The sequence below is a fragment of the Hydrogenophaga electricum genome (genome assembly GCF_030160815.1).
Lineage (GTDB): Bacteria > Pseudomonadota > Gammaproteobacteria > Burkholderiales > Burkholderiaceae_C > Hydrogenophaga > Hydrogenophaga electricum.
This window is the reverse complement of the sequence record NZ_BSPB01000056.1, coordinates 1-22,775: the sequence shown is the minus strand read 5'-3', so window position 1 is coordinate 22,775 and position 22,775 is coordinate 1. Positions and strand designations below refer to the sequence as shown.

General features: G+C 69.7%; 19 protein-coding genes and 1 pseudogene. 11 read left to right on the top strand and 9 right to left on the bottom strand.

Going from position 1 to position 22,775, the window contains the following annotated elements; all coding sequences use genetic code 11:
• Positions 1 to 194 precede the first annotated feature (194 nt).
• From QQK43_RS19830 to QQK43_RS19805, 6 genes are all read left to right on the top strand, one after another.
• The gene (locus tag QQK43_RS19830) at positions 195 to 1,385 is read left to right on the top strand and encodes an ABC transporter substrate-binding protein (RefSeq protein ID WP_284309175.1); all 1,191 of its coding nucleotides are present in this window, start codon (positions 195 to 197) and stop codon (positions 1,383 to 1,385) included.
• A 65-nt stretch (positions 1,386 to 1,450) separates the two neighbouring features.
• Positions 1,451 to 2,962, top strand: coding sequence for an FAD-dependent oxidoreductase (locus QQK43_RS19825; protein WP_284309174.1), 1,512 nt, complete (start codon positions 1,451 to 1,453; stop codon positions 2,960 to 2,962).
• Between the two features lie 43 nt (positions 2,963 to 3,005).
• The gene (locus QQK43_RS19820; RefSeq protein WP_234264534.1) at positions 3,006 to 3,236 is read left to right on the top strand and encodes a hypothetical protein; all 231 of its coding nucleotides are present in this window, start codon (positions 3,006 to 3,008) and stop codon (positions 3,234 to 3,236) included.
• A 22-nt stretch (positions 3,237 to 3,258) separates the two neighbouring features.
• Positions 3,259 to 4,677, top strand: coding sequence for an FAD-dependent oxidoreductase (locus QQK43_RS19815; protein WP_284309172.1), 1,419 nt, complete (start codon positions 3,259 to 3,261; stop codon positions 4,675 to 4,677).
• Positions 4,678 to 4,699: 22 nt separating this feature from the next.
• Complete coding sequence (locus tag QQK43_RS19810; protein WP_284309170.1) at positions 4,700 to 6,436, top strand: FAD-dependent oxidoreductase; 1,737 nt, start codon at positions 4,700 to 4,702, stop codon at positions 6,434 to 6,436.
• On the top strand, positions 6,433 to 7,215 hold the full coding sequence (locus QQK43_RS19805; protein WP_284309167.1) for an SDR family NAD(P)-dependent oxidoreductase: 783 nt from the start codon (positions 6,433 to 6,435) through the stop codon (positions 7,213 to 7,215). Before QQK43_RS19810 ends, QQK43_RS19805 begins: the two co-directional genes overlap by 4 nt.
• A 20-nt stretch (positions 7,216 to 7,235) precedes the next feature.
• On the opposite strand, the gene QQK43_RS19800 is transcribed toward QQK43_RS19805, so the two are convergent.
• Complete coding sequence (locus QQK43_RS19800) at positions 7,236 to 8,300, bottom strand: Gfo/Idh/MocA family protein (RefSeq protein WP_284309165.1); 1,065 nt, start codon at positions 8,298 to 8,300, stop codon at positions 7,236 to 7,238.
• Positions 8,301 to 8,340: 40 nt separating this feature from the next.
• Positions 8,341 to 9,093: an SDR family NAD(P)-dependent oxidoreductase gene (locus QQK43_RS19795; RefSeq protein ID WP_284309164.1), complete on the bottom strand. Its 753-nt coding sequence runs from the start codon at positions 9,091 to 9,093 to the stop codon at positions 8,341 to 8,343.
• Between the two features lie 120 nt (positions 9,094 to 9,213).
• Here QQK43_RS19795 and QQK43_RS19790 point away from each other — a divergent pair, with 120 nt between their 5' ends.
• A complete protein-coding gene (locus QQK43_RS19790) occupies positions 9,214 to 10,137 on the top strand; it encodes a LysR family transcriptional regulator (protein WP_234264540.1) in 924 nt (307 codons plus the stop codon).
• A 33-nt stretch (positions 10,138 to 10,170) separates the two neighbouring features.
• Here the strand turns inward: QQK43_RS19790 and QQK43_RS19785 are convergent, their stop codons facing one another.
• The 4 genes from QQK43_RS19785 to QQK43_RS19770 form a co-directional block, all read right to left on the bottom strand.
• Positions 10,171 to 10,905, bottom strand: coding sequence for a glutamine amidotransferase (locus tag QQK43_RS19785; protein ID WP_284309163.1), 735 nt, complete (start codon positions 10,903 to 10,905; stop codon positions 10,171 to 10,173).
• Between the two features lie 92 nt (positions 10,906 to 10,997).
• Positions 10,998 to 11,348 (bottom strand): hypothetical protein, encoded by a 351-nt coding sequence (locus QQK43_RS19780; RefSeq protein WP_234264542.1) that lies wholly within the window; start codon positions 11,346 to 11,348, stop codon positions 10,998 to 11,000.
• A 290-nt stretch (positions 11,349 to 11,638) separates the two neighbouring features.
• Positions 11,639 to 13,630, bottom strand: coding sequence for a RecQ family ATP-dependent DNA helicase (locus tag QQK43_RS19775; RefSeq protein WP_284309161.1), 1,992 nt, complete (start codon positions 13,628 to 13,630; stop codon positions 11,639 to 11,641).
• Complete coding sequence (locus QQK43_RS19770) at positions 13,615 to 14,034, bottom strand: rhodanese-like domain-containing protein (protein WP_234264544.1); 420 nt, start codon at positions 14,032 to 14,034, stop codon at positions 13,615 to 13,617. Before QQK43_RS19770 ends, QQK43_RS19775 begins: the two co-directional genes overlap by 16 nt.
• 103 nt (positions 14,035 to 14,137) lie before the next feature.
• Between QQK43_RS19770 and QQK43_RS19765 the strand changes: the two genes are divergently transcribed.
• The 3 genes from QQK43_RS19765 to QQK43_RS19755 all read left to right on the top strand — a co-directional run bounded on the left by QQK43_RS19765 (position 14,138) and on the right by QQK43_RS19755 (position 19,161).
• Positions 14,138 to 15,172 carry a homocysteine S-methyltransferase family protein gene (locus tag QQK43_RS19765; protein WP_284309160.1) on the top strand — a complete coding sequence of 345 codons (1,035 nt, stop codon included), beginning with the start codon at positions 14,138 to 14,140 and terminating at the stop codon, positions 15,170 to 15,172.
• A gap of 21 nt (positions 15,173 to 15,193) precedes the next feature.
• Positions 15,194 to 17,920, top strand: a complete 2,727-nt coding sequence (locus QQK43_RS19760; protein ID WP_284309159.1) for a pectate lyase — start codon at positions 15,194 to 15,196, stop codon at positions 17,918 to 17,920.
• A 290-nt stretch (positions 17,921 to 18,210) separates the two neighbouring features.
• A complete protein-coding gene (locus tag QQK43_RS19755) occupies positions 18,211 to 19,161 on the top strand; it encodes a TerC family protein (protein ID WP_234264547.1) in 951 nt (316 codons plus the stop codon).
• A gap of 435 nt (positions 19,162 to 19,596) precedes the next feature.
• Here the strand turns inward: QQK43_RS19755 and QQK43_RS19750 are convergent, their stop codons facing one another.
• Together QQK43_RS19750 and QQK43_RS19745 are read right to left on the bottom strand one after the other, a co-directional pair.
• Positions 19,597 to 20,220 carry a cyclic nucleotide-binding domain-containing protein gene (locus QQK43_RS19750; RefSeq protein WP_284309158.1) on the bottom strand — a complete coding sequence of 208 codons (624 nt, stop codon included), beginning with the start codon at positions 20,218 to 20,220 and terminating at the stop codon, positions 19,597 to 19,599.
• A gap of 61 nt (positions 20,221 to 20,281) precedes the next feature.
• Positions 20,282 to 21,148, bottom strand: a complete 867-nt coding sequence (locus QQK43_RS19745; RefSeq protein ID WP_284309157.1) for a pirin family protein — start codon at positions 21,146 to 21,148, stop codon at positions 20,282 to 20,284.
• Positions 21,149 to 21,249: 101 nt separating this feature from the next.
• Here QQK43_RS19745 and QQK43_RS19740 point away from each other — a divergent pair, with 101 nt between their 5' ends.
• Positions 21,250 to 22,308 (top strand): RNA methyltransferase, encoded by a 1,059-nt coding sequence (locus QQK43_RS19740; RefSeq protein WP_284309156.1) that lies wholly within the window; start codon positions 21,250 to 21,252, stop codon positions 22,306 to 22,308.
• A 64-nt stretch (positions 22,309 to 22,372) separates the two neighbouring features.
• On the opposite strand, the pseudogene QQK43_RS19735 reads toward QQK43_RS19740, so the two are convergent.
• Positions 22,373 to 22,596 (bottom strand): annotated as a pseudogene (locus QQK43_RS19735) (OsmC family protein); the annotation flags it as partial.
• Positions 22,597 to 22,775: the final 179 nt, after the last annotated feature.

Genomic DNA, 22,775 nt, shown 5'->3' with positions numbered 1-22,775 from the left:
GGGCCGGTGGTGCATTCGCGCCAGGGGCTTGAGGAGCTGGAGCGCCACGTGATGGTCTGAGGCCGGCGGTGGGGCAGCGACGCACGGACCAGCGCTCCTGCGGCAACCCAGCCCTCAGCCTTTGTCCTTCCCCTTTGTTCAACGGCTGCCGGACCGCTTCCGGCTTTCTCTCTCATTCCTACAAGGAGACATCCATGTTTGCTCGAAGAACTCTGGCACGCCTGATCACGGGCGCTGCTGTCGCCGCCTGTCTGCCCATGGGCGCGTGGGCGCAAGGCAAGGAGCCCGTCAAGGTGGGCCTCGTCACTTCCAAGACGGGCGTCTGGGCGGAGATGGGCGAAGAGGTTGCGCGTGGTATCAAGTTCGCGATCGACGAGGCCAACGCGGCAGGTGGCGTCGATGGTCGCCGCATCGAGGTCGCTGAAGGCGACGACGAGGGCACCCCCGACGCTGGCCGTCGCGCCGCCGAGAAGCTGGCCCGCGAAGGCCACAACCTGCTGATCGGCTCGATCGGTTCGGCGGTCTCGTTGGCGATCATGCAGAGCCTGGACCGCTGGGACGCGGCCTACTTCGCCACCATCAGCAAGAGCGACAAGATCACCGGCGACACCTGCAAGGCCCGCGCCATCCGGACGGTGCAGTCCGATGCCATCGACATCGCCATGATCAACAAATGGGCGGCCAATCTCAAGGGCGACAACTTTGCGGTGATCGCCTCGGACTATGCCTGGGGCCACGATTCCGCTTCGTCCTTCAAGAAGGCGGTCGAAGGCAAGGGCAAGAAGGTGGTGCTGAACCTGTTTGTGCCGCTCGGCACCAAGGACTACTCGCCTTACATCGCCCAACTCAAGGCGGCCAAGGTCGACACCATCTGGGCGGCGATCCCCGCCCGGGACGGCATTGCCTTCATGAAGCAGGCCGGCGAGTTCGGCCTGATGCCCCAGACCCCCGTGCTGGGCCACGCCATGCTGTCGGACTTCATGGTGCGCGGCACCAGCAACTTCCAGGAAAACATGGTCGGCACGCTCGGTTATGGGCCTGACTTCGACTACCCGCGCAACAAGGCCTTTGTCGCCGCCTGGCGCGCGAAGTTCAACCGCCCGCCGACCGAGACCGAGGGCCTGGGCTACCTGGGGGCCGCGGTGATGCTGGAAGGCGTGAAGCTGGCCAAGAGCCCGAAGCCGGCCGAGGTGATGGCGGCGCTGCGGGGCGCCCAGGTCGACACCGTCCTGGGCAAGCTCACGGTGCGTGCGGCCGACAACCAACTGCTCGTGCCCAACTTCATCGCCCGTGTGAAGAACGTGGGCGGCCAGATGCGACCGGTGGTGGAAGAGGTGTTCGAGCCGTCCAACGCACCCGCCGCTGCACCGGCGTGCCGTCTCTGACCTGAACACCGGCCAGCCACCCTCCGGTGGCTGGCGGTTGTGTACCCCCTTTCATGAGAAGGCATATGGCAAACAATCAGGCAGTGCGGCGGACGGAGGCGTTCGACGTGGTCGTCATCGGCGGCGGTGGCTCCGGCATGGCGGCGGCGATCTCGGCCGCCGAGAACGGTGCGCGCGTCATCCTGCTGGAAAAGAACCCGCACCTGGGTGGCACCACCCGCCTGTCGGTCGGCTCGATCACCGCCACCGGCACCCGCTTCCAGAAAGCCAAGGGCATTGCCGACACGCCCGACGAGCATTTCAACGACATGTCGCTGTTCCTGTCGCCGGAACTCGCGGCCAAGGAAAACCTGGAACTGCGGCGCGTGCTCGTGGACCATGTGCCCGAGACGCTGGAGTGGCTGATCGGCATCGGGCTGTGCTTCTACGGCCCCATGCCCGAGCCACCGCACCAGAAACCGCGCATGCACAACGTGCTGCCCAATTCGCGCGCCTACGCCTACTACCTGGAAAAGGAATGCCGCCGCCAGGGCGTGGACATCCGGCTGAACGCCCGTGTGGACCGGCTGCTGCGCGACGGCGACCGCATCACCGGGGTCGAGGCCCACGACGGCCGCGGCCCGGTGACGCTGCAGGCCCGGGGCGGCGTGATCATCGCCAGCGGCGACTTCAGCGCCAGCGCCGACTTCAAGCGCGAGCACGTGCCGCACGCCGCGCACGTGGACGCGATCAACCCGGCCAGCACCGGCGACGGTCACCAGCTCGCCCAGCGCGTCGGCGGCTTCATCAAGAACCCCGAGGTCATGTGGGGGCCGAGCCTGCGCTTCAAGGCGCCGCCGGTCGAGACGCTGCTGCGCCGCCTGCCGCCCTCGCGCTGGGTGACGCGGCCGATGCAGTTCGCGCTGATGAACCTGCCGCTGTGGATGTTCCGCCCCTTCGTCACCCGCTTCATGACCGCCTCGCTCGCGCCCGAACCGTCGATGCTGCGTGCCGGCGCGATCCTGGTGAACCGGCGCGGCGAGCGCTTCGCCGACGAGCTGTCGCGCCCCGAGCTGCAGGTGCCCCACCAACCCGGCAAGGAGGCTTTCCTGGTGTTCGACGACGCGCTGGCCAAGGCCTTCGAGGATTGGCCCAACTTCGTCTCGACCGCGCCGGGCGTGGCCTATGCCTACCTGCGCGACTACAAGGCCACGCGGCCCGACCTGTACCACGAGGCGCCCACGCTGGCCGGGCTGGCCGATCGCCTGGGCGTGCCGGCGCAGGTGCTGGAGCGCCAGGTGCGTGACTTCAACGACCAGCTCCCGCCCGGCGACACCCGCCCCGGCCTGCGCCGCGGTCCCTTCTACGCCCTGGGGCCAGTGCTGAGCTGGATCGTGTTCACCGAAGGCGGGCTCGCCGTGACGGTGCGCCACGAGGTGACGCAAACCGATGGCCGGGTCATGCCCGGGCTGTATGCGGCCGGCTCGGCCGGGCAGGGCGGGACCATCCTTGCCGGCCACGGCCACCACATCGGCTGGGCCATGACCTCGGGCCGGCGTGCCGGCCGCTTTGCGGCGGAGCGCGCGCGGCAGGCCTGAGCAACGGGCGCCCACCTTTCCGCCAAACCAAGGACTCTTTTGCATGAATACCCCCACTTACCCCGTCGTCCAGTTCCTGGTGGCCCGCGGCAAGGGCGTCGCCCTGGCCCTGTCGCTGCTGGTGCTGATCGCGGCCTGGGCCGGTGGCCTGGCCACCGGCCAGCTCTGGCTCGCCCTGGCCGGCACTGCGGCGGCCGGGGTGCTGCTCGGCCTGCTGCTGAGCTACGTCGAGGTGCTGCGCATCATCGCCGACACCCTGCTGCCCAAGTACTGAACACGACGGCGAGGAACACACGATGACCCCATCGAACGATGCCGACGTGCTGGTGGTCGGCGCCGGCCTGGCCGGGCTGTCCGCCGCGAACCGCGCTGCGCAGGCCGGCCTCAAAGTGCTGGTGCTGGAAAAAAGCACGGACGAGGCCTACCTGTGCAACAGCCGCTACACCGGCGGGCTGTTTCACATCGCCATGGACGACATGGCCGGTGAGCCCGACTGGGTGCGCGCTAATCTGGAACGCACCACGCGCGGCACCACCGACCCGGTGCTGGCCACCGCGCTGACCGACAACGCCCGGCGCACGCTGCGCTGGCTCGCAAGCCTGGGCGTGCGCTTCATCAAGGCCGGCCCCGACGGCCTGCGCCAGAACGCGCTGTCGCCGCCGGGCGTGCGCCAGACCGGCCTGAACTGGAAGGGCCGTGCCGGCGACGTGATGCTGCGCACCCTGGCCGAGAGCCTGCAACGCCTGGGTGGCCGCTTGCAGCGCGGCGTGCAGGCCCGGCAACTGGTCATGGAAGACGGGCGCTGCGCCGGCATCGAGGTGCTGGTCGACGGCGCCCCGCGCACGCTGCGGGCGCAGGCCGTGGTGATCGCCGACGGCGGCTTCCAGGGCAACCTGGCGCTGTTGCGCCGCCACGTCTGCGCGCACCCCGAGCGGCTGTTGCAGCGCAACGCGCAAACCGGCCAGGGCGATGGCCTGCGCATGGCCGAGGCCGTGGGCGCCCGCCTGGTCGGCACCGACCGCTTCTACGGCCACGTGCAGCACCGCCGCGCCATGACCGATGGCGCGCTCTGGCCCTACCCGGTGCTGGACTCGCTGGCCACGGCGGGCCTGGTGCTCGACGCCAGCGGCCGGCGCTTCTGCGACGAAGGCCTGGGCGGCGTGTACGTCACCAACGCCATCGCGCAACTGGACGACCCCCTGTCGGCGGTGATCGTGTTCGACGACGCGACCTGGAACGGGCCGGGCCGCGACTGGCTGCTGCCCGCCAACCCCTACCTGCTGAGCGCGGGCGGCAGCCTGGTCACGGCGCCGACGCTCGATGCCCTGGCCGGGCAACTGGGCCTGCCGCCGGCCACCCTGGCCGACACCGTCGCCCGCTACAACGCGCTGGCCGACGGCGGCCCGGCCGAGGGCCAGCCGCCCCGCACCACCACCGCCTACCGGGCCTGGCCGGTGCGCCAGGGGCCGTTCCACGCGGTCGAGGTCTGCGCGGGCATTACCTACACCATGGGCGGCATCGCCACCGACGGCCAGGCGCGCGTGCTCGGCCAGGGCGGCCAGCCGATCGACGGCCTCTATGCCGCGGGCGCCTGCACCGGCGGCCTGGAAGGCGGGGGCGAAGCGGCCGGCTATTCGGGCGGGCTGTCCAAGTCGAGCGTCTTCGGCATGCTGGCCGGCGAGCACCTGGCCGCCACGCTGCGCGCCGCGGCGTGAGGGCGCATCAGGAGGAAACGAGATGAGCGAGCAAGAACACTGGGACCGCGAGACCGACCTGTTGGTCATCGGCGGTGGCGCGGCGGGCATGGCCACGGCGCTGGTCGCGGCACTGGAAGGGCTGCGGCCCCTGCTGGTGGAAAAAACCGATCAAGTCGGCGGCACCATGTCCACCTCGGCCGGCACGGTCTGGATTCCCGGCAACCGCCAGAGCCGCGACGCGGGCTACGGCGACACCGAGGCCGCAGCGGCGGCCTACATGGACGCGCTGATCGGCGCGCTCGACCACACCGGCATCCGTGCCGCCTACCTGCGCACCGGGCCGCAGGCGATCGATTACCTGCGCCAGCGCAGCGAGGTGCGCTTCGTGCCCAGCGGCAAGCACCCCGACTACCGCGACATGCCGGGTGCGGCGGTCTCGGGGCGGGCGCTGGCACCGGAAATGTTCGATGGCCGCCGGCTCGGCCGCGATTTCGAGCGCATCCGCCCGCCGATTCCCGAGTTCCTGGTGCTGGGCGGGATGATGGCTGGCAAGGACGACATCCCCCGGCTGATCAACCGCTTCCAATCGGTGGGCAACTTCGTCTACGCCGGGCGGCTGTTCCTGCGCTACCTGACCGACCGCCTGCGCTACTCGCGCGGCACGCGGGTGGTGATGGGCAACGCGCTGGCGGCCCGCCTGTTCTACAGCCTGCGGCAGCAGAACGTTCCGGTGCTGTTCGAGACGACGGTGCAGTCGCTGGTGCGGCGCGGCGGCGCCGTGGCGGGTGCGGTGCTGCGAACGGGTGACGGACAAACGCTGCGGGTGCGCGCCACGCGCGGCGTCGTGATCGCCACCGGCGGCTACGGGCACAACGCGGGACTGCGGGCGCGCTTCATGCCGCGTCCCACGCCCGAGCTGAGCGTGGCCTGCACCAGCAACACCGGCGACGGCATCGAGCTGGGCCTGGCCGAAGGGGGCACGGTGGCGCCCGACACCCAGGGCCCCGGCGCGTTCTGGACCCCGGTATCGGTGACGCGCCGGGCCGACGGCAGCCGGGGCGTGTTTCCCCACCTCTCGCTGGACCGCGCCAAGCCCGGGCTGATCGCGGTCAACAGCGCGGGCCGGCGCTTCGTCAACGAAGCCCACTCATACCACGACTTCGTCGAGGGCATGTACGCCTCCCATCGCGAGGTGCCCACGATGCCCGCCCACCTGATCTGCGAGGCCGGGTTCGTCCGGCGCTACGGCCTGGGTCACGTGTATCCCGGAACCACCGACCTGGGGCCGGCCGAACGGGCGGGTTACCTGGTGACGGCGCCCACGCTGGCGCGCCTGGCCGAGCGCATCCAGGTGCCGGTCGAGGCCCTGCAGGCCACGGTCGCGCGCTACAACGACATGGCGCGGCAGGGCCGTGACCTGGACTTCGGCAAGGGCGACACCGAGCTCAACCGTTTCAACGGCGATCCCACCCAACAGCCCAACCCCTGCCTGCGGCCGATCGAGCAAGGGCCGTTCGTGGCCCTGGCGGTCTGGCCAGCCGAGATCGCGACCTCCACGGGCCTGCAGACCAACGCCGACGGCCAGGTGCTGGCCACTGACGGGACGCCCATCGCCGGGCTGTACGCGGCCGGCAACGACATGGCCTCGATCATGATGGGCACCTACCCCGGGCCCGGCACCACGCTCGGGCCGGCCCTGACCTTCGGCTACCGGGTGGCCATGCATGCCGCCGGCCGGCCCGTGGATGCTGCGACCGGAAACGGAGGTCAGCCATGAGCGACACCCCCTACCTGCAGCGCACGTTCGGCCTGTCCCGGCGCACCGCCCTGCTGACGGGCGCCGGGCGCGGCATCGGGCGCGCCGTGGCCCTGGCGCTTGGGCATGCCGGCGCGCGCGTGGTGGTCAACGACCGCCGTCCCGAGGACTGCGAGGAAACGGTCGGGCTGTTGCGCCAGGCGGGAGCAGAGGCCCGTGCCGCCGCCTTCGACGTGTCCGACCGCGCGGCGGTGATGACTGCCCAGCACCAGCTGGATGCCGACGGCTGGTCGGTCGACATCCTGGTCAGCAACGCGGGCGTGCAGAACCGCAAGCCGCTGCTGGAGATGCGGATGGAGGAATGGCAGGCCCTGATGGACGTTCACGTGCACGGCGCGTTGCACTGCACCCAGGCCTTCCTGCCCGGTATGTGCAGCCGGGGCTTCGGCCGTGTGGTCATGATGTCTTCGGTATCGGCCGTGGCCACCATGCCGCTGATCGCTGCGTATTCCACCGCCAAGGCCTCGCTGGCGGCGCTGGCGCGTGCGATCGCCGTCGAGTACGGTCCCTATGGCGTGACGGCCAACGCGGTCGCCCCGGGCTTTGTGCGCACCGACTTCACCGTCGGCCTGCAGCAGCGCGAGGGCTTTGAGCACTTCCTGCAGGAGGCGGTGCCCTGCGCGCGCTGGGCGGTGCCCGAGGACATCGCGCCGGCGGTGCTGTTTCTGACTTCGCCGGGTGGCAGCTTCGTCAATGGTCAGTTGCTGGCCATCGATGGCGGCATGTTGGCGCGCATGTGAGCCCGTTGCCGGGCGCACGTTCAGGCCGGGCTCAGTGTCACGGCCGCGCCAGTGCGCGCGGCCTCGTGCACAGCCAGGGTGGTCTGCAGGGTGCGAAGTCCATCGCGTCCGCTGCACACCGGCTTCTCGCGGCCTTCGGCCACCGCGCGCAGATGGCGCAACTGTTCGGCGTAGGGGTCCAGGCGGTGCAGCGGCGTGCGCGCCTGGCTCAGCGGCTCGTGCCAGCCGCGGGCGCCCTGGTAGCGGAACAGCTGCAGCCGCGGCACCGTGAGCGACCCTTCGGTGCCGGTCAGGAAGATCGAATCCACGTCCTGCTGGGCGTAGTGGTCGGCCTCGCCAGCGGCCAGATCCCAGTTCCAGGGCGCCACGGCGGCGTCGCTGACCACGAGGGTGGCCAGGGCGCCGTTCTCGAAGCGCAGCATGGCGGTGGCCGTGTCCTCGACCTCGAAGCCGCGGACCCGGTTCGACGTCTGCGCCTGGACCGACACCACCTCGCCCAGCAGAAAGCGCAACAGGTCGATGTCGTGGATCATGTTGATCAGCACCGGTCCACCGCCCAGGGTGCGTCGCCAGGCGGCCTCGAAGTAGCTGTCGGGCTTGAGCCAGGTGGCCATGGCCGTGGCGCTGACCGGTTGCCCCAGTGCGCCTTGCGCGATCAGCGCGCGCGCCTGGCGCAGGATGGGGTTGTGGCGGCGTTGGTGGCCGACCATCAGCGGCACGCCGGCCGCTTCGGCGGCCTCGCACAGCCGGGCTGCGTCGGCCACCGTGTCGGCCACCGGCTTTTCGACCAGCACCGGCAGGCCGCGTTCGATGCAGGCCACGCCCAGGTCGGTGTGGGTGTGGTTGGGCGTGGCGACGATGACCGCACGGGCGTGGCCGCGGTCCAGCAGCTCAAGGGGGTCGGCGGACCAGGGAGCCCCCAGCTCCGCCGCCAGGGCGCGGCTGGCGTCGGCCGGGTCGGCGATGCCGGCCAGGGTCACGTCGGGGTGGCGAACGATGCGTTCGATGTGCATGCGGCCGATGGCGCCGCAGCCCATCACGAGCACGGGCAGGCGGGCGGCGGAAGCCGGGGAAGGTGTGTTCATGGCAGAGGTCGGTTGCGGATGGGCGGGGCGGCGGGTCGGCTCAGACGCCGCGGCCACCGGACAGGTCGTAGCTGGCGCCGGTGGAGAACGAGCATTCTTCCGAGCACAGCCAGGTGACCAGTGCCGCCGCCTCGTCCAGGGTGCCAGGGCGGCCCAGGGGGATGCGCGCGAGCGCGGCGGCCATGTACTCGGGCGTGAGCTGCTCCAGCAGTTCGGTGGCGATCAGGGCCGGCGTGATGGCATTGACCAGCACCCCACTGCCCGCCAGATCCTTGCCCATCGACTTGGTCAGGCCCACCACGCCCGCCTTGGTGGCGGCATAGGGCCCCAGGTGCCTGGGCCCCTCGTTCGCGGTCACGGACGCGATGTTGACGATGCGGCCCCAGCCGTTGTGCCGCAGGTGCGGGGTGGCGGCGCGCGAGGCCAGGAAGCTGCCGGTGAGGTTGATGCGGACCACGCGCTCCCATTGCGCCACCTCGGTTTCCCAGAAGGGGCCGTTGGGGCCGACGATGCCCGCGCCGTTGACCAGGATGTCCAGCCGCTGCCACCGCGCCACCGTCTCGACCATCGCCGCCTCGATGGCCGCCGCATCGCCGACGTCCACGGTCTGGACCAGCACCCGGTCGCCGTGCCGCGCGTGGCAGCGGGCCAGTTTGCCGCCATCGATGTCCCAGACGGCCACGCGTGCGCCCTCGCGCACCAGGCGGTCCACCACGGCCAGGCCGATGCCCGACGCGCCACCGGTCACCAGTGCCACGCGGTCCTGAAACCTGAGCGAATGCCCGTTCGACATGCTGTCTGTCTCCTCTGGTTTTTGAAACGCCCAGTGTCCCGGATCAGGTATATCTGCAGAAATGACTTCTTCTTATAGTCAATACACTTTTCGCAATACGTGGAGACGCTCACGATGTCAATGGACTGGACCCACCGGCTGCGCCTGCGCAACCTCCAGATGCTGCTGAGCCTGGCGCAGACCGGCAACATGAGCCTGAGCGCCGAGGCGCTGCACACCACGCAGCCGGGGCTGTCCAAATGGCTCAAGGAACTGGAAGACGACATCGGGTTGCCGCTGTTTACGCGCCACGCCCGCGGATTGCGACCCACCACCTATGGCCAGGTGCTCATCGAACACGCACGCCGCGTCGAGGCGCATCTGGACACCGCCCGTGAGGACATGCGGCTGATGCGCGAAGGCAGCAGCGGCATCGTCACCATCGGGTTCGCCGGGGTTTCCTCGGTGGATACCGTGCCAATGGCGGTGCTGCGCATCGTGGACAAGGTGCCCAACGCCCATGTGCGGCTGATCGAGAACAACCTCGACAACCTGATCAACGCACTCCACGCGGGCGAAATGGACATCGTGGTCGGACCGGGCGAGGCCAGTTCGTTGCTGCCCCAGGTGCGCTCGGAAACGCTGTACGCCGAGCCCATTCATGTCGTGGCGCGCCATGACCACCCGATCTTCGGCTTGCCGGAGATCACCTGGGACGACGTGCTCGCCTATCCCTGGGCGCTGTGGGCCAAAGGCACACCGGTGCGCCGTGCGTTCGACAAAGCGCTGGCAGAGATTGGGCGCTACCCACCGGTCCACCACGTGGAGTCGAACTCGGCCACACTCAACGTGACCTTGCTGCTGCACAGCGACATGATCGGCGTCACTTCACGACGGCCCGCATCCCGCTGGGAGCGCCTGAACCTGTTGTCCATCATCCCCCTGAGCCTGGGGGTGCTGGGGTCCATCTCCATGTATTGGCGCGAGGACTCGGTGAACCGGGTCGCGGTGCGGGCAGCCCTGGAGTCGATCCGCGAGGTCGGTCGCGACGGTCTCCTGGACTGACGGGCCGTTTACGGGCCGTTTCCCAGACCGGCTTCAGGCAGGCTGCAGCGCCAGTTGCGCAAAGCGCGGCAGCACGGAGGCGGCTTCCGGAGTGGGTTTGAGCGCGTCCGCGATGGCGGCCGCATCCAGACCTTCGCGGGCCAGGGTGGGCTGCAGGCCTTCCAGGTACAGGCGCAGCGCCGCATCGGAGAACTCGGGGTGGAACTGCACGCCCCAGGCGCGTTCGCCGATGCGGAAAGCGTGGTGGCTTTCGTGGGCGCTGCTGGCCAGCAAGGTGGCGCCCGCTGGCAACGCGCGCACCGACTGCCAGTGCACCGCCTGGGCCGCAAAGCGGGTGGGCAGCGCGCCCAGCAAAGGGTCGTGCACGGCCTGCGGCGTGCGGGTGACGGTCACGGTGCCGATCTCCACCCCGTCCGGATGGTGCGCCACGGTGCCACCGAGCGCGTGCGCCAGCAACTGGTGGCCGTAGCAGATGCCCAGCGTGGGCACACCCAGCGCCACGGCCGTCTGCAGCCAGGGCACCAGCGCTTCGCTCCAGGGTTCGCGGTCGCTGACCATGGCGTGCGACCCGGTGATCACGACGCCGCTGAAGGTGTCGGGTGCCGGTGGCACCCCGGTGCGGGCGTCGTGGGCCATGGCGGTGGCACCGCCGGCGCTCAGGCCGGACGCGATCCAGTCGTCGAAGTCGCCCAGACGTTCGCGGATGTGGGCGTGCGTGGCGCCGGTCTTGAGGATGAGGAGGGGCCGGGCAGTGCGGGGCGAGGTCATGCCCGATTCTAGGAATCGGGCGCCCGGGCGGTTCGGCCGGCCAAAAAAAAGCCCGTCACCAGGACGGGCCAGAGGAGCCGGGGGCCGGCGTCTCAGTGCAGCAGGGCCATCGGGCCCGAAGGCAGCTCTTCCGGTGCGTGGTTGGGGTGGTGTTCGACGAAGAAGCGCAGCTTGTGATCGAGCCGGGCGACGCGGTTGTGAGCGATGTTTTCGCAGTGGTGCTTGGCGATCAGGTTGAACAGCTTGCCGCGCAGGAACCACAGGTCCTTGGGGGTCTGGGCCGAGATCAGGGCGGCGTGCAGGCGCGTGCGCAGCGGGTCCTGGATGTCGGCCATCGCGTCATGGAACTCGTCCACGAGGAAATCCAGCTCCAGGACTTGCGTGTCGAGCTGCGAATCGCTGGCAGCGGGCTTCTTGTTGAACCAGGGCAGTTTGAAAAACATACCGAACTCCGTCAGGCAAAAGGGGCACGGAGGCTTTCTCCGGCTTTCCCGTCTGATCGGCGCCCGGGCGCGCGCCTTGAGTCGGCAAAAGGGAAAAGACGGTCTGAAACCGACAGGCGGTCGCCGGTTTTTTCAAACGTCAGTCAATGGTTGTCAACCTGGAAAGCGCACCCGAAACGAAAGCACTCAGGCATGTCGGCGGGGGCGAAAAGGGGACATGTACCGTTTTCGGGCGGGTCGCGTTTTTCTTGAGAACTTTCGGCTGCCCTGCCAGCCGGTGGCTGCGCGGTTCAGCCCGCGCTGGCCACCACCCGCAGCACTTCGCTGCCATAGGCTTCGAGCTTTTTGGCGCCGATGCCGCTGACCCCTTCCAGGTCCGACAGGCGTTGTGGTTGCCGTTCGGCAATGGCGCGCAGGGTGCTGTCGTGAAAGATCACGAAGGCCGGCAGGTTGTGCTCGCGCGCAACCTCGGCGCGCCAGGCGCGCAGGGCGTCCAGGCATTCGCGCTGCGCCAGCGTGAGCGGCAGGCCGTCGGTGGCCGTTGGCGCGGCGCGGCGCGCGCGGGAGGGCTTGCCCTTTTCGGTCGCGGTGCGCAGCCACACCTGGGTGTCGCCCTTGAGGATGGGGCGCGCCGCGTCGGCCAGCGACAGGGTGTTGTACGGGGGCTCCTGCACCTGCACGGCTTCGCGTGCGATGAGCTGGCGCAGCAGGGCGCGCCATTGCGATTCGGACAGGTCGGCGCCGATCCCGAAGGTGCTGAGCTTCTCGTGCCCGTACTGGGTCACCTTGTCGGTGGTTTTTCCGCGCAGGATGTCGGTGATGTGGCCGGCGCCGAAGGCGTGGCCGCTGGCCTGCTGCACGCGGTAGATGCACGAAAGCAGCTTGCGCGCGGCTTCGGTGGCATCGTGCAGCGCGGGCGGGTTCAGGCAGTTGTCGCAGTTCATGCAGACCGGGCGCAGCCGCCCCGCTGCCGGTCCACCCGAAGGCGGGATGGCCCCCTCGGGGGGCTGCGACCCGCGCGCCGACGCAGCGTCGGGGCCGGTGTACTGCTCGCCGAAGTAGTCGAGCAGGCGCACGCGCCGGCAGTCGCTGGCCTCGGTCAGCGCCAGCAGGGCGTCCAGCTTGCCGCGCAGCACCTGCTTGAATTCGTCGCCGGCCGGGCTTTCATCGATCATGCGGCGCTGGTTGACCACGTCCTGCAGGCCGTAGGCCATCCAGGCGTTGGCCGGCTCGCCGTCGCGGCCGGCGCGGCCGGTCTCCTGGTAGTAGCCCTCGATGTTCTTGGGCATGTCCAGGTGGGCCACGAAGCGCACATCGGGTTTGTCGATGCCCATGCCGAAGGCGATGGTGGCCACCATGATCAGGCCCTCTTCGCGCAGGAAGCGGTCCTGGTGGCGCTGGCGCGTGGCGGCGTCCAGCCCGGCGTGGTAGGGCAGGGCGGTCAGGCCGTGGGCGCAGAGCTGCGCGGCGATGTCCTCCACCCGCTTGCGCGACTGGCAGTAGACGATGCCGGCGTCGTGGCGGCCCTGGCCGTCGGTGTGTTCGTCGCGGATGAAGCGCAGCAACTGCTGCGTGCCGTCCTGGCGCTCGACGATGGTGTAGCGGATATTGGGCCGGTCGAAGCTGCTGACGAAGCGCCGCGCGTCCTGCAGCTGCAGGTGGGCCACGATGTCCTCGCGCGTCAGGTCGTCGGCGGTGGCGGTCAGGGCGATGCGGGGCACGCCCGCGTAGCGCTCGGCCAGCACCACCAGTTCGCGGTATTCGGGCCGGAAGTCGTGCCCCCACTGGCTCACGCAGTGCGCCTCGTCGATGGCGAACAGCGACAGCAGGCCACGTTCGTGCAGCGAATCGAGCAGGGCCAGGAAGCGCGGCGTGGTCAGCCGCTCGGGCGCGGCGTACAGCATCGTGATGTCGCCCTTGAGCAGCCGGCGTTCGATCTGCTGCGCCTCGTCGCCGGTGAGGCTGGAGTTGAGAAAGGCCGCGTCGACGCCGGCTTCGAGCAGCGCGCCGACCTGGTCGTGCATCAGCGCGATCAGGGGCGACACCACGATGCTCACGCCCTGGCCCGCGCGCTGGCGCACGATGGCCGGGATCTGGTAACAAAGGCTCTTGCCGCCGCCGGTGGGCATCAGCACCAGCGCGTCGCCGCCTTCGCTCACGTGCGTGACGATCTGCGCCTGCGGACCCCGGAAGGCGTCGTAACCGAACACCTCCTGCAGAACCGCGGCGCAGGCTTCGAGTGTTTCGCCTTCGGCCGAGATGTCGATCACATCTGTTCCCACGGCAACCCTTCAAAGCGCCAGCCATTGAGCGTGCTGCGTTTGAAGGATTCGTTCAGATCGCCCTCGAAGCCATGGACAACGTGGTTCACGGCGGTGAAGCCCGCCTTTTCCAGGGCGGTGCCCGCGTCCAGCGTGCGTTTGCCGCTGCGGCAGATGAGCAGGATGGGCCGGTCCCGGCCGCCCGCTTCGCGTTCCACCGCCGCCGCGAAGCGCGTGGCATCGGGCGTGAGGTCGGGGTATTCGTACCAGGGAATGTTTTCCACGCCGGGTGGCCGCCCGACGTAGAGCGACTCGATTTCCATGCGCACGTCGACGAACAGCGGCGGTTCCTGGCCCAGGGCGGTGCGGCTTTCGGTCTCGGCCTGCAACCAGGCCCAGGCTTCCGTGGGGGTCAGGTGTCTCATCCCGCTATTGTCGGGCACCGCGGGCAGCGGTCGCCGCGACGCCGGCCCGGCCATGGCCCGACAACCCGCAGGGCAGGGCTCAGCTTTCTACAATCGCGGGATCATGAACACCCCCGTCTACACCCGCGCCCAGGCGCTGCCCGAGATCCTGTCCCATCGCATCGCCATTCTCGACGGCGCCATGGGCACCATGATCCAGCGCTTCAAGCTGGGCGAGGCGCAGTACCGCGGTGAGCGGTTCAAGGACTTCCACAAGGACGTCAAGGGCAACAACGAGCTGCTGAGCCTCACGCGGCCCGACGTGATCCGCGACATCCACGAAGGCTACCTGGCGGCCGGTGCCGACCTGATCGAGACCAACACCTTCGGCGCCACCACCATCGCTCAGGAAGACTACGACATGGCCGGGCTGGCCTACGAGATGAACGTGGCCTCGGCCCGCATCGCGCGTGCCGCCTGCGACAAATACAGCACGCCCGACAAGCCGCGTTTCGTGGCCGGCGCCCTGGGCCCGACGCCCAAGACCGCCAGCATCAGCCCCGACGTGAACGACGCCGGCGCCCGCAACGTCACGTTCGAGCAGTTGCGCGCGGCCTACCTGGAGCAGATCGAAGGCCTGGTCGAGGGCGGGGCCGACGTGCTGCTGGTAGAGACCATCTTCGACACGCTCAACGCCAAGGCCGCGCTGTTCGCCATCGACGAGTTCTTCGAGAAGAGCGGCGAGCGCCTGCCGGTGATCATCAGCGGCACCGTGACCGACGCGTCCGGCCGCATCCTCAGCGGCCAGACCGTCACCGCCTTCTGGGCCAGCGTGCGCCACATCCAGCCCCTGGCCGTGGGCCTGAACTGCGCGCTCGGCGCCACGCTGATGCGCCCCTACATCCAGGAACTGGCCAAGGTCGCGGGCGACACCTTCATCAGCTGCTACCCCAACGCCGGCCTGCCCAACCCCATGAGCGACACCGGCTTCGACGAGACGCCGGACGTCACCAGCCGCCTGCTGCGCGAGTTCGCGGCCGAAGGCCTGGTGAACATCGTGGGCGGCTGCTGCGGCACCACGCCGCAGCACATCGGCGCCATCCACGATGCGGTGTCGAAGCAGACGCCGCGCACGGTGTTCTACCCGGAAGCCGCCTGACCCGGGCCGGGCCTGGCCCGCATGACACGCCGCGGCATTGACGCGCTGAAGGCTGGGCTGCCCTTTGCGCTGGTGGCGGCGTGGGCCGCCTGGGCGGTGTGGGGGTTCTCCTGGTTCGGGTTGTATGAAATCAACCCGGACGAGGGGCTCAATCTCGCCAAGGCGGCCCTGGTGGGGGCCGGGCACGACCTGTATGCCGATATCTGGAGCGATCAGCCGCCGCTGCTGACCCACGCCCTGGCGCTGGTGCAGCAACTGTTTCCCTGGAGCGTGACGGCCGCCCGGTGTCTGGTTCTGGCCAGCGCCTGCCTGCTGCTGGGCGCGCTCTACAGCCTGGTGCAGCGCCTGCACGGCCGGGCGGCGGCCCTGGCGACCTTGCTGCTGCTGATGACGGCACCGCTGTTCGTGCAGCTGTCGGTGTCGGTCATGGTGGGCCTGCCCGCCATCGCGCTGGCGGTGCTGGCGATGGACCTCGCGTCCCGGCGCTGGGGGATGACCGGTGCGGCGCTGGCCGGCGGGGTGTTCGCGCTGTCGCTGCAGACCAAGCTGTTTACCGGCCTGATGGCGCCGGCCCTGTTGCTGCTGCTCTGGCAATGCCGTGCGTCCGAGGGGCTGCGGCGCCAGTGGGGTGCGCTGGGGGCTTTCGGGGTTGCCGCTGCCGCCGGGCTGGCCTTTGTGGCCGCATCGGCGGGCGAGGCGTTTTTCGACCAGTTGTTGCGACCGCACGTGGCGCAGGAACTGCGCCAGGCGCACGACTGGCGGCTGAGTGCCGAAGCCATCTGGGCGGTGCTGTCGCAGCAGCGGATGCTGGGCATCGCGGGTCTGGCCGGCCTGCTCTGGTGGGGCTGGCGCAGGCCCGGACACAGCGGGGCGGTGCTGCTCTGGCTGGGGGTACCGGCGGTGGCCTTGGTAGGACACACACCGGTGTGGTTTCACCAGGTGTTGCTGTTGCTGCCGCCCCTGGCCTGGCTGGGGGGCGTGGCGCTGGCAGCACTGGTGACGCGGTTGTGGTCGACCGGCGCCCGCGCCGGACGAGCGCTGGCGATGGCGCTGCCCGCCGCCCTGGCCGGCGGCGCCGTGTGGCTGGTGCAGGCCTTGCCGGCCCCCGATGCCGGCGCGCTCAAGGTCTCCATGGGCGAGGCGCTGCGGCGTTTTGCGCCCCTGGGGGGCTACGTGGTCACCGATTCGCCCATGGACGCTTTCCGGGCCGGGCTGCTGGTGCCGCCGTCGCTGGCGGTGTATTCGCACAAACGTGTGCTGGTGGGCGCGATCACGCCCGACGACGTGTTGCAGGCCCTGCAGACCTGGCGGCCGCCGCAGGTGGCGTTCCGCCGATTTCCGGTCGATCCGCAGGTGCGGCGCTACCTGGTGGACCACTACGTGCAGACGACCGCCTGGGGGGCGGCCGAACACCACGTGATCCGCCAGCCCGACGTGCCGGTGCCCGGCCCTGCGGTGCTGGGCGCACGCTGGCGCGACCTCACCCAGGGCTTGGTCGCCACGGGTGTGCAGGGCGGTTATGCCGCGGCGGTGTCGGCCGATGGGGCTCGGCGCCATGGTGAGCAGCTGTCCAAGACGCTGCGGGCAGACGCGATCTGGATGCGCCCCCCGGGGTCGACACCGCGCGTCGGCGCCTGCCTGCTGCAGATGGCGGCGCTGACCGGCGATGCGGCCTACCTGGCATGGGCCCGCGAGGCCGCCCGTGCGGTGGTGCGGACCCAGCAGTGCGTGGGTGGCTGGTCGGCCGAGGCCGTGCCGGCTGGGGCGTGTCTCGACACGGCCATGCCGTCCCGGCAGCGGCCCGCGCTGGACGAGGGCATGACGGCCGAGGCCATCGGCTTCCTGCTGGACCTGCGGGCGCGTTCGGCAGCCGATGCGCGCTGGATCGACGCCAGCGCCACCCGGGCACTGGATTTCCTGGTCATGACGCAGAACGCGCAGGGTGCCTGGCCCTACGACTTCCTGCGTGGCAAGTCGTACTCCCCGCTGGCCACGATCAACGACGACCTGAGCACCTCGCACCTGCGGGCGCTGTTGCGTGGGTACCGCGTGTACGGGCATGAACGCTACCGGCAGGCGCTGGAGCGCGGGGTCGGGTTTTTGCTGCGGGGCCAGTCGCGCCGTGGTGGCTGGGCCCAGCAGTACGACGCGCAGGGCGGCGCGGCGCCCGGCCGCAGTTTCGAGCCGGCGGCGCTGGCCACCATCGAGTCGGCCTATGTGCTGCACACCCTGATCGAGGTGGACCGCTGGCGGCCCGATCCGGCGGTCCGGGACGCCATCGCGCGCGGCGCCTGGTGGTTGACACACACCGCCCTGCGCCCGGGTTTCTGGGCGCGGTTTCACGACTACCGCGACGGCCAGCCGCTGTACCAGGACCGCGATGGCCGGTTCGTCGCGCGCGTCGACCTGCTGTCGCTGGAGCGCCAGCGCGGCTATCGCTGGGAGGGGCCTTTCCCGGAGGTGGCGCATGCGATCGCGCTCGCCGAGGCGCACCTGTCGGCCGATCCGGCCGCGTTCGACACGGCGCGGGGGCGGTTGTCGCAGGTCGCGCGGATCGCGGCAGTGGCCGGGCTGGCGCAGGCCGAGGCCCCGCTGGGCGGGAACGCCGGCCTTCTGCCCCTGCAAGGCGAGCAGGGCCTGATCTGGGCCGCAGACTTCGTCCGCAACTGCCAGCGTGCCCAGGCGCTGTGGGCCGCAGGGGGCGGAGCGGTGCCGCCGCTGACCCTGGAAGCCCTGCTGCGCGAGTAGGGGCACCGGGCACCCAGCGTATTCCCCTGGTGGCTGGGTTTGCCACCTTCAGGTTTAGACAGAAGGTCCTTCCGCTTGTGCGGTTTCGGATCGGCGGCAGAATCCGGGCTTCCCATCAAGGGGAGTAACCAGCCCGCCGCCGGACGCACAGCCCGGCCTCGGCGGGCGGGGCATCCGTCAGTACGCGGTCGCTGTGAGCGGTCGCCGGATGTCCCGGGCCGGACGCCCCGTCCGGTTCCGGCCAGACCTTGGAGGGTGTTTGTTCAACACCATCCTTGCAAGGTCCGTTCATGGAAACCATCGCACCCCTGTGGCTCTGGGGCGTCTTCGTCGCCTTCGTGCTCGCCGCGCTCTTTGTCGACTTCGTCGTGCTGAAAAAGCAGGGCGCCCACGAGGTCAGCGTCAAGGAGGCGCTGAACTGGTCGCTCGCCTGGGTGGCCGTGAGCTTCGTCTTCAACGGCCTGCTGTGGTGGGCGATCAAGGACATGACGGGCTCGACCGCCGTGGCCAACGAAAAATCGCTGGAGTTCCTGACCGGCTACCTGATCGAGAAGAGCCTGGCGGTCGACAACATCTTCGTCTTCCTGCTGATCTTCACCTACTTCGCGGTGCCGCCGGCGTTCCAGAAGCGGGTGCTGATGTTCGGCATCCTGGGCGCCATCGTGCTGCGCACCATCATGATCCTGGTGGGCGGCTGGCTGCTGTCGCAGTTCCACTGGATCCTCTACCTCTTCGGCGGTTTCCTGATCCTCACCGGCATCAAGATGTGGTGGGCCGCCGGCCAGGAAGAAAGCCTGGACGACAACCCCGCGCTCAAGCTGCTGCGCCGCGTGATGCCCATCAGCGAGCGCTACGACGGCGAAAAATTCTTCACCGTCGAAAACGGCAAGAAAATCGCCACGCCGCTGCTGATGGTGATTGCCATGGTGGGCCTGACCGACGTGATCTTCGCGGTCGACTCGATCCCGGCCATCTTCGCCATCACCAAAGACCCGTTCATCGTGCTGACCAGCAACGTGTTCGCCATCCTGGGCCTGCGCGCCATGTTCTTCCTGCTGCAGGCCGCGGCCAGCCGCTTCCACCTGCTCAATTACGGCCTGGCCGTGATCCTGGTCTTCATCGGCACCAAGATGATGCTGATCGACGTGTTCAAGATCCCGGTGGCGGTGTCGCTGGGCGTGGTGCTCGGCATCCTGGCGATCACCATGATCTGGAGCGCCAAGACCGCGCCGAACACTTGAGCCAGCCGCGAGCGTGGGGGGCGGTACCGAGGATGTCCGCAGGGGTCTGGTGTGCGCGCACGATGGCCCGACCCGATGCGCACCACCCACCCCGTCATTCCCGCGAAAGCGGGAATCCAGAGCGTGGAAGCACATGGGCACTGGATGCCCGCCTGCGCGGGCATGACGGGAAGGCTGGCCTCGGGGATGTCTGCAGGGGCCTGGTTCTTGCGCACGATGGCCCGACCCCATGCGCACTACCCCCGTCATTCCCGCGAAAGCGGGAATCCAGAGCGTGGACGCACATGGGCACTGGATGCCCGCCTGCGCGGGCATGACGGTGTTCAGCGGTGAGGCGTGGGAGCGAGCGAACCCACCGCCGGGCCGCCCCCAGGTGGGTTCAGCCCCCTCGGGGGGCAGCGACCCGCGTCAGCGGCGGAGCGTGGGGGCCTTGGTTCACAAGCGCCGGTCCGGCGTCGGCATGAGCCGGTCCACTTCCTGCTGCAGCGTTTGCACCAGCTTGGCGTAGACCTGCAGTTTCTGGCTGTTTTCACGCAGGCGTTCGGCCAGGCGCTGGGCCACCGCGGTCATGAGCTTGGCCGCGGTGGCCGGTTGTTCGGTGGTCAGGGTTTCGAGCGCGTCGCGCGTGAGCACGGCGCAGTGCACGTCGGTGCTGGCCAGGCAGGTGGCCGACCGGGCCTCGCCGTCGACCAGGGCCATCTCGCCGATCAGGCTGCCAGGGCCCAGCACGTTCAGGGTGACCGGGTCGCGCCGGCTGATGCGCTGCGCCTCGACCGTGATCTCGCCTTCGAGCACCAGCACCATGAAACCGGTGTCGCTGGCTTCGCCCTGGCGAATGATGGCGGTGCCCGCCGGGAAGCGGCGCGGTTTCATGAAGCCGACCACGGTGAGGGCTTCGGCTTCGTCCAGCTGCATCAGCGCGGTGGGCGCGCGCAGCAGGTGGGCCGCTTCGTGCGCGCTGGCGGAGGCTTCGACCGCGGCCTGACGCCGGGCAGGCGCCAGGGCTTCCGGGGCCTGCCGCGTGCGGCGCGGTCCGAGCAGTTTCTCGAACAGGGACATGGGCGTGGGTGAGCGTGTGGCCGTGATCCGGCCATTGTGGCGCCAAAAAACGGCCGGCGCCTCAGCCCGGCAGCGGAATCCACTCGTCGTGGTCGTCGGGGGGCAGCGGCATGCGCCCTGCGGCCCAGTCGGCCTTCGCCTGCTCGATGCGTTCGCGGCGCGACGACACGAAGTTCCAGAAGATGTGGCGCTCGCCCAGCGGCTCGCCGCCGAACACCATCAGCGTGCTGTCGGCGCGTGCGGTCAGGCTGTCCTGCGCGCCGTCGAACACCAGCAACTGGCCGGGCGTATACACCTGGCCGTCGTGCTCGACGGCGCCGCGGGCCACGTAGAGGCCCTGTTCGCTGTAGCCGCCCGGCAAGGGCAGGGTGGCGCCTTCCGGGCATTCGGCGTGCAGGTAGAACATGGGCGAATGCGTGCGCACCGGGCTGGTCTTGCCGTAGGCGGTGCCCGCCACCAGGCGCCGCCAGACGCCGTGGTCGGTCCACTCCGGCAGGTCGGCCTTGGGGTAGTGGGTGAAGGCGGGCTCGCACTCTTCGTCGGTTTCGGGCAGAGCGACCCACATCTGGATCAGCTCCAGCCCGCCGCCGGCGAAGGAGTCCGGGTGGGTGAACCGTTCCGAATGCGAGATGCCCCGGCCGGCGGTCATCCAGTTCACGTCGCCGGGACGGATCTCCTGGCGCACGCCCAGGCTGTCGCGGTGCGTGATCTGGCCGCTGAGCAGGTAGCTCACGGTCGCCAGGCCGATGTGCGGGTGCGGCCGCACGTCGGCCGAACGGGTGTGTTCCGGCGCCAGGGTCACGGGCCCGGCGTGGTCCAGAAAGACGAAGGGGCCCAGGTGGCGGCGCCTGGCGTAGGGCAGCAGGCGCCGCACTTTCAGGCCGTGCCCCAGGTCGCCTTCGCGCGCGTCGATCACCATGTCCAGCATCGTGGGTCTCCTTGTGGTGGTTGTGGGTCCATTGTCGGCCGCCGGGCGGGGGCTGGCCACCCGGGCCGCCATGTCCGACGGCTTGCTGGGACAATGGCGCCATGCGCATCCAGTCCCTGCGCGAGCGCCTGCGGGCGCTCGGCGCCCTGCCCAAACACGAACACCGCGTGCTCCGCCTCTGGAGCCAGGCTTTGCCGCAGACGGCGGGCAAGCGGGCCATCGAGCACTTTCTGCCGGCCACGCTGCGCGCCGCCCTGCCGGCCATCGAGGCCGACCTGGCCGGGCTGGCGCAGCTGGAATCGGCCCACCCGGGTGACGACGGGTCGGAGCGCTTGCTGGTGCGGCTGGGCGACGGGCAACTGGTGGAAAGCGTGCTGCTGCTGCCCGACCGCACGCCGGGGCTGTGCGTGTCCACGCAGGTGGGCTGCGCCGTGGGCTGCACCTTCTGCATGACCGGCACCACGGGGCTGATCCGCCAGCTCGGCAGTGCCGAGATCGTGGCCCAGGTGGCCCTGGCGCGCACCCGGCGCGAGGTCAAGAAGGTGGTGTTCATGGGCATGGGCGAACCCGCGCACAACCTCGACAACGTGATGGAGGCCATCGAGCTGCTGGGCACGGTGGGCAACATCGGCCACAAGAACCTGGTGTTCTCCACCGTGGGCGACCCGCGCGTGTTCGCAGAGCTGCCGCGCGGCGTGGTCAAGCCGGCGCTGGCGCTGTCGCTGCACACCACCCGGGCGGATCTGCGCGAGCGCCTGCTGCCGCGTGCACCGCGCCTCACGCCCGAAGAACTGGTCGACGCCGGCGAGGCCTACGCCCGCGCCACCGGCTACCCGATCCAATACCAGTGGACGCTGCTGGACGGCATCAACGACAGCGACGACGAGATCGAAGGCCTGGTGCGCCTGCTCACCGGCAAGTACGCCATCCTCAACCTGATCCCCTACAACACCACCGAAGGCATGCCCTTCCGGCGCCCGAGCTGGGAGAAGGCGGCCGACATGGCGCGCCGCCTGCACCGCCAGCGCATCCTGACCAAGCTGCGCATGTCCGCCGGGCAGGACGTGGACGGCGGCTGCGGGCAGTTGCGCGCGCGGGCGGAGCGGCCCGTACAACCGCCTCGGCAGACCATCCCGCTCACTGTTTCACTCACGACCTGAAGGTGGCCCTGGCAGGGGCTTCCTCGCTGCGCCAAGCGCTGTCTTGCGCCGCTGACAGGGGCTGGTGCAAGGGCTCGTCGACCACCACGGCGTGCTTGTCGCCCACATAGCTGAGCGAGCGGTACTGGCCTTCCATCACGGTGTGGACCTTGTTGGTGCCGTGCCTCGCCGCGCCGGGTTGGGCTTGCCGGCGGCCGCGAATTCGCAAAGCCCCTGGGCGTCGATCGGCCGCAGACAGGTCTTGATGGTGGTGACGGCGGCTGCTTCGGCGGTATCGGTGGCGGACATGGTTGTTTCCTGAATGGGGTGTGGAGAGAGACAGATGACAGGGTCATCGAACGCGCCGGTGGGCGCTTTCAAGGTCTCTAGTTGTGATGTCTCAATAGGTTGTTCACCCGGAAGGGTCTGGGAGACTGGAGTTACGACGCTTCAGAACTCTCAGAGGAATCCCCCCGGATGAACAGCCA